This window comes from Streptomyces sp. NPDC091412 (genome assembly GCF_044756885.1).
GTDB lineage: Bacteria > Actinomycetota > Actinomycetes > Streptomycetales > Streptomycetaceae > Streptomyces.
In genome coordinates this window covers 646,906-661,110 of record NZ_JBIVTV010000002.1, presented here as the reverse complement: position 1 = coordinate 661,110, position 14,205 = coordinate 646,906, and the positions used below count along the sequence as shown (strand labels likewise).

The 14,205-nt window shown below is 72.1% G+C and carries 11 protein-coding genes; 4 read left to right on the top strand and 7 right to left on the bottom strand.

Annotation, left to right across the window (positions count from 1 at the left end):
• Nucleotides 1-4 precede the first annotated feature (4 nt).
• The 5 genes from ACIQMV_RS07135 to ACIQMV_RS07115 all read right to left on the bottom strand — a co-directional run bounded on the left by ACIQMV_RS07135 (nt 5) and on the right by ACIQMV_RS07115 (nt 5,785).
• A complete protein-coding gene (locus ACIQMV_RS07135) occupies nt 5-2,239 on the bottom strand; it encodes a HelD family protein (RefSeq protein ID WP_402591746.1) in 2,235 nt (744 codons plus the stop codon).
• Between the two features lie 188 nt (nt 2,240-2,427).
• The gene (gene trxA / locus ACIQMV_RS07130) at nt 2,428-2,742 is read right to left on the bottom strand and encodes a thioredoxin (RefSeq protein ID WP_141366240.1); all 315 of its coding nucleotides are present in this window, start codon (nt 2,740-2,742) and stop codon (nt 2,428-2,430) included.
• A 14-nt stretch (nt 2,743-2,756) separates the two neighbouring features.
• Nucleotides 2,757-3,185 carry a MerR family transcriptional regulator gene (locus ACIQMV_RS07125; RefSeq protein ID WP_402591744.1) on the bottom strand — a complete coding sequence of 143 codons (429 nt, stop codon included), beginning with the start codon at nt 3,183-3,185 and terminating at the stop codon, nt 2,757-2,759.
• Between the two features lie 61 nt (nt 3,186-3,246).
• Nucleotides 3,247-4,011 carry a DUF2127 domain-containing protein gene (locus ACIQMV_RS07120; protein ID WP_402591742.1) on the bottom strand — a complete coding sequence of 255 codons (765 nt, stop codon included), beginning with the start codon at nt 4,009-4,011 and terminating at the stop codon, nt 3,247-3,249.
• A gap of 106 nt (nt 4,012-4,117) precedes the next feature.
• The gene (locus ACIQMV_RS07115) at nt 4,118-5,785 is read right to left on the bottom strand and encodes an MFS transporter (RefSeq protein ID WP_402591740.1); all 1,668 of its coding nucleotides are present in this window, start codon (nt 5,783-5,785) and stop codon (nt 4,118-4,120) included.
• 107 nt (nt 5,786-5,892) lie between these two features.
• Here ACIQMV_RS07115 and ACIQMV_RS07110 point away from each other — a divergent pair, with 107 nt between their 5' ends.
• Nucleotides 5,893-6,510 (top strand): TetR/AcrR family transcriptional regulator, encoded by a 618-nt coding sequence (locus ACIQMV_RS07110; RefSeq protein WP_402591738.1) that lies wholly within the window; start codon nt 5,893-5,895, stop codon nt 6,508-6,510.
• Between the two features lie 90 nt (nt 6,511-6,600).
• Here ACIQMV_RS07110 and ACIQMV_RS07105 read toward each other — a convergent pair whose 3' ends face one another.
• The gene (locus ACIQMV_RS07105) at nt 6,601-7,998 is read right to left on the bottom strand and encodes a cation:dicarboxylate symporter family transporter (protein WP_172632837.1); all 1,398 of its coding nucleotides are present in this window, start codon (nt 7,996-7,998) and stop codon (nt 6,601-6,603) included.
• A 140-nt stretch (nt 7,999-8,138) separates the two neighbouring features.
• On the opposite strand from ACIQMV_RS07105, the gene ACIQMV_RS07100 reads away from it, so the two are divergent.
• Together ACIQMV_RS07100 and ACIQMV_RS07095 are read left to right on the top strand one after the other, a co-directional pair.
• Complete coding sequence (locus tag ACIQMV_RS07100; RefSeq protein WP_402591736.1) at nt 8,139-9,809, top strand: ATP-binding protein; 1,671 nt, start codon at nt 8,139-8,141, stop codon at nt 9,807-9,809.
• The gene (locus ACIQMV_RS07095) at nt 9,806-10,516 is read left to right on the top strand and encodes a response regulator (protein ID WP_141358241.1); all 711 of its coding nucleotides are present in this window, start codon (nt 9,806-9,808) and stop codon (nt 10,514-10,516) included. The genes ACIQMV_RS07100 and ACIQMV_RS07095 overlap by 4 nt, the downstream gene beginning before the upstream one ends.
• 288 nt (nt 10,517-10,804) lie before the next feature.
• On the opposite strand, the gene ACIQMV_RS07090 is transcribed toward ACIQMV_RS07095, so the two are convergent.
• A complete protein-coding gene (locus tag ACIQMV_RS07090) occupies nt 10,805-11,830 on the bottom strand; it encodes an ATP-dependent 6-phosphofructokinase (RefSeq protein WP_141358243.1) in 1,026 nt (341 codons plus the stop codon).
• Nucleotides 11,831-12,029: 199 nt separating this feature from the next.
• Between ACIQMV_RS07090 and pta the strand changes: the two genes are divergently transcribed.
• Entirely contained in the window at nt 12,030-14,105 is a 2,076-nt protein-coding gene (gene pta, locus ACIQMV_RS07085; protein ID WP_402591733.1) for a phosphate acetyltransferase, read from the top strand.
• The last annotated feature ends 100 nt before the right edge of the window (nt 14,106-14,205 follow it).

Here is a 14,205-nt window from a genome sequence, read left to right as displayed (position 1 = left end):
ACCCCTACTCCCCGAACGCCTCCACCAGGGCCGGAGGCAACATCTCCGTGTACAGCACGCCCAGCCGCTGTGTGGCGCGGGTCAGCGCCACGTACAGGTCGCTCGTGCCGTAGCGGGCGGGTTCGAGCACCAGGACGGAGTCGAACTCCAGGCCCTTGGCCTGGCGCGGGTCGAGCAGGACGACCGTCCGGGTCAGATCGGGCTCGGCGCCGGCCTCGACCCCCTCGAGGCGGGCCGCCAGCCGCCGGTGCAGGTCGCGCGGGGCGATCACGGCGAGCCGGCCCTCCTCCGGGCTGAGTTCCGCGACGGCCTTCTCCACGGCGCCGGGCAGGTCGTCGGTGGCGCGGGCCCAGGGCCGAACGCCCGTGGAGCGGACCGAGCTCGGGGGCTCGAAACCGGGGTGCTCGGCGCGGACCACGGCCGCCGCCACCTCCATGATCTCGGCCGGGGTGCGGTAGTTGACGCCGAGGCGGGTGTGCTCCCAGCGGTCCTCGACGTACGGCCGGAGGATGTCCGCCCAGGAGCCGACGCCGGCCGCCTCCGCCGTCTGCGCGGGGTCGCCGACCAGGGTCATGGAACGGGTCGGGCTGCGCCGCATCAGCAGCCGCCACGCCATCGGTGACAGCTCCTGCGCCTCGTCGACGATGATGTGCCCGAACGCCCAGGTGCGGTCGGCCGCCGCGCGCTCGGCGGCGCTGCGGTGGTCCTCCTCCTCCTGGCGTTCGGCGAACCGCTCGGCGTCGATGACGTCGTGCGCGGACAGCACCTCCGAGGCGTCCGGGTCACCGTCCTCCTTGTCCTCGAACTCGTACGTCCGGGACGCGTACGAGACGTCCAGTACGCCCTGGGCATAGGCGATCCGGGTCTCGCGCTCGCGCTCGGCCAGGGCACGGGCCAGGCGGTCGTCCTCGCCGAGCAGTTCGGCGGCCTCGTCGAGGAGGGGGACGTCCGCGACGGTCCACGCCCGGGTCACCGGGCGGCGGATCGCGGCCGCCTCCTCGTCGCCGACGTACCCCTCCGGGTCCGCCAGGAAGTCCGCCACCAGCCGCTGCGGGGTCAGCCGCGGCCACAGCCGGTCGATGGCCGACCAGACCTCCGGGTTCTCGGCGAGTTCGTCGCGGATCTGGGTGATGTCGCTGGGGTCGAGCAGGTTGGAGCCGTCGTACGGGTCGGTGCCGATGCGCTCGGCGACCAGGTCGGTGAGCGTGTTGAGGATGTGGCCCTCGAAGTGCTCGCGGGCCGCGTTGTGCGGCAGCTTCGCGGCGCGGGTGCGCTCAAGGGCGACGTTCACCAGGCCGTCGTCGAGCATCAGGATCTCGCGGTCGTGCTCGATGGCGATCACGGGATCGGGCAGCGCCTGCCGGTCCCGTACGACGGCGGCGAGCACGTCGGCCATGCCGGCGCGGCCCTTCACCGCGGCGGCCTCGGGAGTGTCCGCCGCGGTGGCCCTCACTCCGGGGAACAGCTCGCCGACGGTCGCCAGGAGCACCCCGGTCTCGCCGAGCGAGGGCAGCACCTCGCCGATGTAGCCGAGGAACGCGGGGTTCGGGCCAACGATCAGCACGGCGCGCCGGGCGAGCAGTTCCCTGTGCTCGTACAGCAGGTAGGCGGCCCGGTGCAGGGCGACGGCGGTCTTGCCGGTGCCCGGGCCGCCCTCGACCACGAGCACTCCGCGGTGCGGCGCGCGGATGATGCGGTCCTGGTCGGCCTGGATGGTCCGCACGATGTCGCCCATCCGGCCGGTGCGCGCGGAGTCGAGCGCGGCGAGCAGCACCGCGTCGCCGGTCGGGTCCTCGTGGCCGGTCCGGGTGGTGTCGCCGAGGTCGAGGATCTCGTCGTGCAGGGCGGAGACCCGGCGGCCCTCGGTGGAGATGTGCCGGCGGCGGCGCAGGCCCATCGGGGTGTGGCCGGTGGCCAGGTAGAAGGGGCGGGCGACGTCGGCCCGCCAGTCGACCAGGATCGGTGTGCGCTCGGTGTCGTCGGCGCGCAGGCCGATGCGGCCGATGTGGTGGCTGTCGCCGTCGGTGAGGTCGATCCGGCCGAAGCAGAGCGAGCCGTCCACGGCGTTCAGCGCGGCCAGCAGCCCGGACCGCTCGGCGACGAGGATGTCCCGCTCCAGCCGGGCCTGCATGGGCGTGTCGCCCTGCGCGAGCGCGTCCGCGACGGAGGTCTCGGTGTCACCGCGCAGCGCGTCCACGCGCGCGTACAGTCCGTCGATGAATTCCTGCTCCTGCCGCAATTCATCGTCTGGAAATTCGGTGTTTGACAATTCAGCTCCCGCCCGGATATACTGTGCTCACTGAACTTCTTCATGACCCGACGAATACCAAGTCACGAATCACCGAATATACGCAAAGAAATCCCCCGGGCGCAATTACCCGGGGGATTTCTCATTCTCCGGCCCGCCGTCCCAGCGGGTCCGGCAGGTCAGAGCACGTCCGACAGCTCCTCCAGCAGCCGCCGCTTGGGCCGTGCGCCCACCATGGACTTCACGGGCTCACCGGCGCGGAAGACCATGAAGGTCGGCATCGACAGCACCTTGTAGGCGTTCGTGGTGTCCGGGTTGGTGTCCACGTCGAGCTGCACCACCTTCAGCCGCTCGCCCTGCTCGGCGGCCAGTGCGCTGAGCACGGGCCCCATCTGCCGGCACGGCGGACACCAGTCGGCGGTGAACTCCACCAGCACCGGCCGGTCCGCGCCGAGCACCTCCGCCGCGAAGTCCGCGTCCGTCACTTCCGCCACTCCCGCTGCCCCGATCACCGCTGCCGCCCTCCCAGCTCGCACCTGGGCTCCGGACCTCCCGGAACCCGCGCGTCGGCGGCCAGCGCCTCCCGCGCCTGCTCGGCCCTGGCCAGCTGGGCGCCGACCTGCTCCCGCACGGCCCGCAGCTCGCCGATCAGCGCGTCCATCTGGTCCAGCTTGCGCCGGTAGACCGCGAGGGACGCCGGGCACGAGTCGCCCTCCGGATGCCCGGCCCGCAGACACTCCACGAACGGCCGGGTCTCCTCCAGCTCGAACCCGAAGTCCCGCAGCGTCCTGATCTGCCGGAGCAGCCGCAGATCGCGCTCGTCGTAGGAGCGGTGGCCCTGCGCGTCCCGCCGCGCGGGCAGCAGCCCCCGCGACTCGTAGTACCGCAGCGCCCGCGTCGTGGTCCCGGCCCGCTCGGCCAGCTCGCCGATTCGCATGCGTACGAACGTAAGCCCTGACGCCGACGTCAAGGCAACGGCGGTGGAATGCGGCCGCCGCTCAGGCCATCACGCCGGCCGATTCCTCCACCTCCAGCAGCGAGGCGCTGCGCCGCTCCTCGTCGAAGGCCCTGCGCCCGCCGCGCAGGCCGAACAGGCGCTTGGCCAGGGCGATGTAGAGGACGGCGACGATGTTGAGGACCAGTGTGGTGATCTTGACCGCGCTGACGTGCTCGGTGAGTTCGTAGATCTCCAGCGGCAGGAAGGCGGCGGTGGCGACCACCGTCAGGTACTCCGCCCACCGCCTGGCGTACCACAGGCCGACGGCCTCGATGAGTTCCACCAGCGCGTAGGCCACCAGCACGGAGGCCACCAGGAGCAGCGTGGAATGGCGGTAGCCGAAGGTCTTCTGGATCGTGCCGACGACCGGTGAGTGGTCGAGGTCGTAGTGGAAGTGCCGGAAGACGGGGCGGAAGACGTCCAGGTACTCGGTGAACAGGCGGCGCACCGCGTCCTGGCTGTTGCTGAACTTCCACACCGCCACCGCGACCAGCACGATGAACACCCCGCGCAGTGCCCGCTCGAACGCGAGGAACCGCAGGATGAACAGGTCCCGCAGCACCTTGCCCCGCGGCACCAGTGGGGCCTCGCCGGCCGGTCCCGCGCCGTGCGGCTCGCCGAGCGTGAAGTCGCCGCAGCGCAGGCAGCGCCACACGTCCCCCAGGGCGGTCTGCGCGCGCAGCCGGATCCGCAGCCTCGGGTCGTCCGGGGCGTAGGTCACATGCCCCTTGCGCGCACACGTGCGCCGGTCCCAGTCGATCGCCATCCCCCGTGCCTCCATACATACATACCTGGGGTTGTGCCGTGCCGGATTAATCCGGCACGGCACGGTAGTGCATCACAGTAAGAGACGGCCGCCGGGAGGTTTCCGTTCAGAGCGCCCCCACCAGCTCATTCGCCTCCTCGGCAGGCTGCTCGTCGCGGGCGGCGCCGCGTGGCAGCAGCAGGGCGACGGCGAGGGTGCCCACGCCCAGGATCACCGCGCCGACCAGGCTGGTGTGGGCCACCGCGTCGGAGAAGGACGAGCCGACCGCGTCCTTCATCCGCTGGGCGCCCTGGGCGAGTTGACCGGCCTGCGCCTTGAGCTGCGCGGCCTGCTGCGGGTCGGTCGCGTGGGCGGCCTGCGCCGCGAGCTGCCGGGCCTTCTCACCGATGCCCTGGGCGACGGCGTATCCGGCGCCGACCGAGTCCTGGGCGGTGGTCAGGGCGCCCGCCGGGAGTCCGCCGCCGGCCGTGGCGTCGGAGAGGTGCCGGGCGTACGAGGTGGACAGCAGGGAGCCGAGGATCGCGATGCCGAGCGAGCCTCCCAGTTCCAGGGAGGTGTCGTTCACGGCGCCGCCGACCCCCAGCTCGGACTCCGGGAAGGCGCCCATGATGGCGTCGGTGCAGGGCGAGAGGGCGAGTCCGATCGCCAGACCCAGGATCACCAGGGGTGCCACGAAGTCGCCGTAGCCGGACGAGCCGTCCACCCGGGTCAGCAGCGCCAGGGCCGCGGTGCCGCCGACCATGCCCGCGGTCACCGTCCACTTCATGCCGACCCGCGGGGTGAGGTAGCCGGTCAGCGCCGAGCCGGCGAAGACGGCGCCGGCCAGCGGCAGCATGCGCAGCCCGGTGGCCAGGGCGTCGTAGCCGAGGACGAACTGGAGGTGCTGGGTGAGGTAGTAGAAGGCGCCGAAGACGGCCAGGAAGAACAGGGCGACGGCCAGGTTGGAGCCGGCGAAGCGGCGCTGCCCGAAGCGCCGTACGTCGAGGACCGGGCGCGGGTGGCGCAGCTCCCACAGGACGAAGGCCACCAGGCACACGCCCGCGACCGCGGCCGCGGTGACCGCCTTGGCGTCCCATCCGAAGTGCGGACCTTCGATGATCATGTAGACCAGCGAGCCGATCCACACCACGGACAGCAGTCCGCCGACGTAGTCGATCCGGCCGTGGTGTGCCGCCCTGGAGGGCGGTACGAGGACGAAGGCGCCGACCAGGGCGACGGCGGCGACCGGCACGTTGATCAGGAAGGTCGAGGACCAGCCGTGGTCCTGAAGCAGCGCGCCGGCGACGAGGGGACCGGCGGCGATGGCGAGGCCGGCGGTTGCGGTCCACAGGGTGATCGCCTTGGCGCGCTCGGAGCGCGGGAAGGTCGCGGCCAGCAGGGAGAGGGTGGCCGGCATGATCAGCGCGGCACCCAGGCCCATCACGGCGCGGGCCGCGATGACGGTCGCCGCACTGTCGGCGAGGTAGCCGAAGACGGAGCCGCCGCCGAACACGACGAGTCCGAGGACGAGCGCGCCGCGCCGGCTGTACTTGTCGCCGATCGCGCCGAGCAGCAGCATCAGCGCCGCGTACGGAACGGTGTAGCCGTCGATGACCCACTGGAGGTCGGCGCTGGACAGGCCGAGATCCCGGGTCATGTCGGGCGCTGCGACCGTGAGCGCGGTGTTCGCCATCACGATGATCAGCAGGCTCAGGCAGAGCACGAGGAGCGCCCACCAGCGCCGGGCGTAGGGGCGGTCCATCCTCTCGGCCGGTTCGTTCATGACGAGTCGCATGGGCAGGGGTCGCCTTCCTCGGTCTACTTGCACAGCGGAGTGCAATTGCACAACGATGCGCAATGTACGACCCTTGCACAATGCTGTGCAAGTCGAAGGAGGGCAGAATGTCAGCCATGACCACGGGTAACACCAGTCGCGCCGACGCGAACCGGCGCCGCATCCTCGATGTCGCCCTCACGGAGCTGCTGCGCGACCCCGACGCGTCCATGGACCAGATCGCGCGTGCGGCCGGTGTCGTACGGCGCACCGTGTACGGCCACTTCCCCAGCCGGGAGGCGCTGATCAGCACGCTCGTCGACGAGGCGGTGCTCTCGCTCGCCACCGCGCACGCGGCGGGCCGCGAGGGCGTCGAGGACCCCGCGGAGGCGGTGGCACGCTCGGTGCTGGCGGTCTGGGAGATCGCCGACCGCTACCGGCTGCTGGTCGCCCTCGCCCAGCGCACGGTCACCGTGCAGGGCATCCGCGAGCGTCTGGCTCCGGTCCGCGACCGCTGCGCGGAAGTGCTCCAGCGCGGCCTCGACCAGGGCACCTTCATCTCCCCGCTGCCCGCGTCGGCGCTGGCGTACGTCCACGAGCAGATCCTGTTCGCGCTGATGGAGGCCGTGAACGAGGACCTGCTGGCTGCACACGCGGCGGGGCGCGCCGCCGCGGTGACGGTACTGACGGCGGCCGGGGTGCCCGCCTCCCTCGCCGCCGCCCTGGTGGCCAGGCTCAGCGACTGACCGCTCCCGAAAAGCGACTGACCGCCCCGGAAACACGACGAGACCCCGCGCCCCCTGAAAGGGGCACGGGGTCTCGGGTCCCGCCGAGCGCTACGCCTTGGCCAGCTCGCGCTGCTCGGGGACCCCGGCGGAATCGTCGGCGTCGTCCAGCAGCGTCTTCTCGTCGAAGGGCAGCTCGCCGGCGAGGACGCGCCGGACGCGGTCCTTGTCGACCTCGCCGGTCCAGGTGCCGATCAGCAGGGTGGCGACCGCGTTGCCCGCGAAGTTGGTCAGGGCGCGGGCCTCGCTCATGAAGCGGTCGATGCCGACGATCAGGCCGACGCCGTCGACCAGGGCGGGCTTGTGGGACTGAAGGGCACCGGCGAGGGTGGCCAGTCCGGCGCCGGTGACACCGGCCGCGCCCTTGGAGGCGATCATCATGAACAGCAGCAGCGTGATCTGCTGGCCGATGGACAGCGGCTGGTCCATCGCGTCGGCGATGAACAGCGAGGCCATGGTCAGGTAGATCATCGTGCCGTCGAGGTTGAAGGAGTAGCCGGTCGGCACGGTGATGCCGACGACCGGACGGCTCACGCCCAGGTGCTCCATCTTGGCGATGAGCCGGGGCAGCGCGGACTCCGACGACGACGTCGACAGGATCAGCAGGAACTCCCGGCCCAGGTACTTCAGCAGCTGGAAGATGTTGACGCCGGCCACCAGCCGGGTCAGCGCGCCCAGCACCACGAGCACGAACAGCAGACAGGTGACGTAGAAGCCGAGCATGATCGCGGCGAGTGCCTTCAGGGCGTCGATGCCCGTCTCGCCGACGACGGCGGCCATGGCGCCGAAGGCCCCGATCGGGGCTGCCCACATGATCATGGCGAGCACACGGAAGACCAGCCGCTGGATGTGCTCCACCCCGCGCAGGACCGGCTCGCCCCTGCGGCCCATGGCCTGGAGCGCGAACCCGACGAGCAGGGCGACCAGCAGGGTCTGGAGCACCTGGCCCTCGGTGAACGCCGACACGAGCGTGGTCGGGATGATGCCGAGCACGAAGTCGACCGGGCCCTCGCTCGCGGCCTGCGCCTGCGCCTGGCCGACGCCCTTGACCGCCTCCGTCAGGTGCATCCCGCTGCCCGGGTGGACGATGTTGCCGACCACGAGTCCGATGGCCAGGGCGACGAACGACATCGCGAGGAAGTAGCCGAGCGCGAGTCCGCCGACCTTGCCGACCTTCGCGGCCTTGCGCACCGAACCGACGCCGAGCACGATCGTGCAGAAGATGATCGGCGAGATCATCATCTTGATCAGGTTCACGAAGCCGGTACCGAGTGGCTTGAGTTCCTTGGCGAAGTCGGGCGCGGCGAACCCGACGGCGACGCCCAGGACCACCGCGGCGATCACCGCTATGTACAGATAGTGGGTACGGTCCCGCTTGGCTGCGGGTGCGGGTGCGGCAGGTGCCGTATCGGCTGCGCTGCTCAAGGCGGCCCTCCTTGACGACGTCATCGGCATCACCGGCGTGCGGCTCACGTCCGGGTGTAGGGGAATGCCGCGACTATCTCCCTTCCTGTGAGGGCGGTCACGCTTCCGTTCATTAAGTTCACGCCACATAGTTCACGCCAGAACGAAAGAGGCAGACTGGCGGCATGCGCATACCCGTCCTCCCCAGACCCCGCAGCCTGGCGGGCCAGCTGTTCGCCATGCAGGCCGTGCTGCTGGCGCTCGTCGTGGCCGGGTACGCGCTCTTCAGCTACGTCAGCGACCGGGGCCAGGCCGAGGAGTCGGCCCGGCGCCAGACCACGGCCGTGGCCCGCTCGATCGCCGACGCCCCCTCGGTCCTGGCGGCCGTCCGCACCTCCGACCCCTCGGCGGAGCTCCAGCCGTACGCGCTGAAGGTCCAGCAGGACACCGGCGTCGACTTCGTCACGATCATGACTCCGGGCGGCATCCGCTGGACGCACCCGGATCCGGACCAGATCGGGCGGCCCTTCCTCGGGAACATCTCCCGCGCCCAGCGCGGCGAGTCCTTCACCGAGACCTACACCGGCACCCTCGGCCCGTCCGTCCGCGCGGTCACGCCCGTCGAGGAGGACGGCCGCGTGGTCGGTCTGGTCAGCGCCGGCATCAAGGTGGAGGCGATCAGCGAGCGGGTCCGGGAACAGGTCATCGCCCTGTTCTCGGTCGCGGGCGGGATCCTCGCGCTCGGCGCCATCGCCACGTACGTCATCAACGCGCGTCTGCGTCGCCACACCCACGGCATGAACGCGTCCGAGCTCAGCCGTATGCACGACTACCACCAGGCCGCCCTGCACGCGGTGCGCGAGGGCCTGCTGATGCTGGACGCGCAGCACCGGGTGGCACTCATCAACGACGGCGGGCGGGAACTGCTGGGCGTGGGACGCGAGGAGGACGTGATGGGCCGGTCGGTGGCGGACCTCGGCCTGCCGGCCCCGCTGACGGGCGCACTGCTGGCGTCCGAACCGCGGGTGGACGAGGTGCACCTGACCGACTCGCGTGTGCTGGTGGTCAACACCTCACCGGTGTCGGGCGGGCAGCGCCGGGGCACGGTCGTGACCCTGCGGGACGTCACCGAACTCCAGTCGCTGATGGGGGAACTGGACTCGGAGCGCGGCTTCAGCCAGGCGCTGCGCTCCCAGGCGCACGAGGCGGCCAACCGGCTGCACACGGTGGTGTCGCTGATCGAGCTCGGGCGGGCGGAGGAGGCCGTGGAGTTCGCGACGGCGGAGCTGGAGCTGGCCCAGGCGCTGACCGACCAGGTGGTCAGCGCGGTGAGCGAGCCGGTGCTGGCCGCGCTGCTGCTCGGCAAGACGGCCCAGGCCAACGAGCGCGGCGTGGAGCTGGTGGTGTCCCCGGACAGCGGTCTGGACGACGGTCTGCTGCCGCGGAGCCTGCCGCCCCGGGACCTGGTGACGATCCTCGGCAACCTCGTCGACAACGCGGTGGACGCGGCGCAGGGGGGCATGCCGGCCCGGGTGACGGTCACGGCGTGCGCGGAGGACGGCGAGCTGGTGCTGCGGGTCGCGGACACCGGGCCGGGCGTGCACCCGGCCCACGCGGACCGGGTGTTCCAGCACGGCTTCTCCACCAAGCCGACGGGCCCCGGCGGGCGGGGACTGGGCCTGACGCTGGTACGGCAGGCGGTACGGCGGCACGAGGGGACGCTGACGGTTACGGAGGCCGAAGGGGGCGGCGCGGTGTTCGAGGCGCGGCTGCCCTTGACGCAGGGGACGGAGGACCACGTGACTCGCAAGGCCGTGTCCGGGGCCGAGCGCGGCCTGCCCGGAGGCGTGGCATGACGGACGGCGGGAGCGGAACGCAGCCGATCCGCGTCCTGGTGGTGGAGGACGACCCGGTCGCGGCGGACGCGCATGTGATGTACGTGGGCCGGGTGCCGGGATTCGTCGCGGTCGGCAAGGCTCACACCGGCGCCGAGGCCCGGCGGGCACTGGAGCGCACCCCGGTGGACCTGCTTCTGCTGGACCTCCACCTGCCGGACGTGCACGGACTGAAGCTGGCCCGGTCCCTGCGGGCGGGCGGCCATCACGCGGACGTGATCGCGGTGACCTCGGCACGGGACCTGGCGGTGGTGCGCGAAGGGGTCTCGCTGGGGGTGGTCCAGTACGTCCTGAAGCCGTTCACCTTCGCCACGCTCCGGGACCGGCTCGTGCGGTACGCCGAGTTCCGCGCGGCGGTCGGGGAGGTGGGCGGCCAGGACGAGGTGGACCGGGCGCTGGCGACCCTGCGCGCCCCGAGCCCGGCCGCCCTCCCCAAGGGCCTGAGCGCGCCGACGCTCCAGCGGGTGACGGACGCGCTGCGCGAGGCGGGGGAAGGACTCACGGCGGCGGGGGTCGCCGGGGCGGTCGGCATCTCCCGGATCACCGCCCGGCGCTACCTGGAGCACCTCGTGGACGCGGGCCGGGCCGTACGCAGCCCGTTGTACGGGCAGGTGGGCCGGCCGGAACTGGTGTACCGGTGGGTGCGGGAGAGCGGCGGGGACCGGTAGGGGGTGGCCGCACCCCTGCGGAGAGCTGCTGTGGCGAGCCGCGTGCCGGAGCGGCGCGGCCGACCGGCGGGGCCACCCGCAACATCGCAGACCGGAACCGCATGTCCGCGGGTGGCCTCGTAGGTCCTCGGGACCCGGCGGGGCGCCGGGGAACCCGTCCGGCGCGGGAGACGCGACCGCGGCAGCCGCACCGGACGCGTTCGCCGCCGCGGGCTCCGCGCGGGCCCCTTCGGGAGACCGGCCCGTCGCGTGCCCCATCGGAGAACGGCGCCGCCCGGACCACCGGCTCTAGAACACCGACTCCGTCTCGTCCATGCGGTCCTTGGGGACGGTCTTCAGCTCGGTCACCGCCTGGGCCAGCGGGACCATCACGATGTCCGTGCCGCGCAGCGCGGTCATGTGGCCGAACTCACCGCGGTGGGCGGCCTCCACCGCGTGCCAGCCGAAGCGGGTGGCGAGGACGCGGTCGTAGGCGGTCGGGACCCCACCGCGCTGGACGTGGCCGAGGATGACCGGCTTGGCCTCCTTGCCGAGCCGGCTCTCCAGCTCGTACGCCAGGGCCGTGCCGATGCCCTGGAAGCGCTCGTGGCCGAACTTGTCGATCTCGCCCTTGCCGTAGTCCATGCTGCCCTCGGCCGGGTGGGCGCCCTCGGCGACGCAGACCACCGCGAACTTCTTGCCGCGGGCGAAACGCTCCTCGACCATCTTCACCAGGTCGGCCGGGTCGAAGGGGCGCTCGGGCAGGCAGATGCCGTGGGCGCCGGCCGCCATGCCGGACTCCAGTGCGATCCAGCCCGCGTGCCGGCCCATGACCTCGACGACCATCACGCGCTGGTGCGACTCGGCCGTGGTCTTCAGCCGGTCCATGGCCTCGGTGGCCACGCCGACGGCCGTGTCGAAGCCGAAGGTGCGGTCGGTGGAGGAGATGTCGTTGTCGATCGTCTTCGGCACGCCCACCACCGGCAGCCCGGCGTCCGACAGCATGCGCGCCGCGGTCAGCGTGCCCTCGCCGCCGATCGGGATCAGCGCGTCGATGCCGAACCGGTGGATCATGTCCGAGGCGTTCTCGCAGGCCTCGCGGAGCCGGTCGCGCTCCAGCCGGGAGGAGCCGAGGATGGTGCCGCCGAGGGCGAGGATGCCGCCCACCGCGTTGAGGTCCAGCGCGCGGTAACGGCCGTCGAGCAGGCCCGCGTAGCCGTCCTCGAAGCCGATGACCTCGTCGCCGTACGTGGTGACCGCCCGGTGCACGACCGACCGGATCACCGCGTTGAGCCCCGGGCAGTCGCCGCCCGCCGTGAGAACTCCGATACGCATCCTGCTGTGTCTCCTGCTCGCTGTTGACACCGGTGATCCCGTCCGATTGTTTCATGTCCGGGAGGCGACCACGGCCTGACGGGCGCCATATCTACCGGCGGGGGTATTGTCAAGAGGATTCCGCTCACCCCGGTGGGCGTTTTTTGCAGGACGCCATCCCCGGCCGACGAGTGATCCCCCGAGGAAACGGAGAGCCCGCGTGACCCGCAGCGTGTACGTGACCGGCATCGACCGCGGTGACGGCCGACAGGTCGTCGAGCTGGGAGTCATGGAACTGCTGACCCGGCAGGTGGACCGGGTGGGGGTCTTCCGCCCCCTCGTCCACGACGGCCCCGACCGCCTCTTCGAACTGCTGCGCGCCCGCTACCGGCTCTCCCAGGACCCGGCGACCGTCTACGGCATGGACTACCACGAGGCGTCCGCCCTCCAGGCCGAGCAGGGCACGGACGAACTGGTGTCGGCCCTCGTCGACCGCTTCCACCTGGTCGCCCGCGACTACGACGTGGTCCTCGTCCTGGGCACCGACTACGCCGACACGCAGCTCCCGGACGAGCTGTCCCTCAACGCCCGGCTCGCCAACGAGTTCGGGGCCTCCGTCCTGCCGGTCGTGGGCGGCCGCAGGCAGAACGCCGAGTCGGTGCTCGCCGAGACCCGCAACGCCTACCGCGCCTACGACGGCCTGGGCTGCGACGTGCTGGCCATGGTCACCAACCGGGTCGCCCGCGAGGACCGCGACGAGATCGCCGAGCGGCTGGCCGGCCGGCTGCCGGTGCCCTGCTGGGTGGTGCCCGACGAACCGGCCCTGTCCGCGCCCACGGTCGCGCAGATCACCCAGGCCCTGGACGGCCGGGTCCTGCTGGGCGACGACTCCGGCCTGGCCCGCGACGCCCTCGACTTCGTCTTCGGCGGCGCCATGCTGCCCAACCTCCTCAAGGCGCTGACCCCCGGTTGCCTGGTGGTCACCCCCGGCGACCGCGCAGACCTGGTCATCGGCTCGCTCGCCGCGCACAGCGCCGGCACCCCGCCGATAGCCGGCGTGCTGCTCACCCTGAACGAGGCACCGCGGCAGGAGATCCTCACCCTGGCCGGCCGGCTCGCCCCGGGCACCCCGGTCGTCTCGGTGTCCGGCAACAGCTTCCCCACCGCCGAGCGGCTGTTCTCCCTGGAGGGCAAGCTGAACGCGGCCACGCCGCGCAAGGCGGAGACCGCGCTCGGCCTGTTCGAGCGGTACGTCGACACCGCCGACCTCAGCAAGCGCGTCTCCGCGCCCAGCAGCGACCGGGTCACCCCGATGATGTTCGAGCACCAGCTGCTCGAACAGGCCCGCAGCGACAGGCGCCGTGTGGTTCTGCCGGAGGGCACCGAGGAGCGCGTGCTGCACGCGGCGGAGGTGCTGCTGCGCCGGGGCGTGTGCGACCTGACGCTGCTCGGCCCGGTGGAGGGGATCCGCAAGAAGGCCGCCGACCTCGGCATCGACCTCGGGGACGCGCAGCTGATCGACCCGGCCACCTCCGACCTGCGGGACGCCTTCGCCGAGCAGTACGCGCTGCTGCGCGCCCACAAGGGCGTCACCGTCGAGCTGGCGTACGACGTCGTCTCGGACGTGAACTACTTCGGCACGCTCATGGTGCAGGAGGGTCTGGCCGACGGCATGGTGTCGGGCTCGGTGCACTCCACGGCCGCGACCATCCGGCCCGCGTTCGAGATCATCAAGACCCGCCGGGGCGCCTCGATCGTCTCGTCGGTGTTCTTCATGTGCCTGGCCGACAAGGTCCTCGTCTACGGCGACTGCGCGGTCAACCCCGTCCCGGACGCCGAGCAACTCGCCGACATCGCCATCCAGTCGGCGGCCACCGCCGCCCGGTTCGGCGTGGAGCCGCGGATCGCGATGCTGTCGTACTCCACCGGCGACTCCGGCTCGGGCGCCGACGTGGACAAGGTGCGCGAGGCGACCGAGCTGGTGCGGCTGCGCCGCCCGGACCTGATGATCGAGGGGCCGATCCAGTACGACGCGGCCGTGGAACCGTCGGTGGCCGCCACCAAGCTGCCCGGTTCGGAGGTGGCGGGGCAGGCCACCGTGCTGATCTTCCCGGACCTGAACACCGGCAACAACACGTACAAGGCCGTGCAGCGTTCGGCCGGCGCGATCGCGGTCGGCCCGGTCCTCCAGGGTCTGCGCAAGCCGATCAACGACCTGTCCCGCGGCGCCCTCGTGCAGGACATCGTCACCACCGTGGCCATCACGGCGATCCAGGCCCAGTCGTCCGGCAACTGACCTCCCGTCGGGCGGGGGGGGGGGGGGGGGCCCCCCCCCCCCCCCCCCCCCCCCCCCCCCCCCCCCCCCCCCCCCCCCCCCCCCCCCCCCCGGCCCCCGC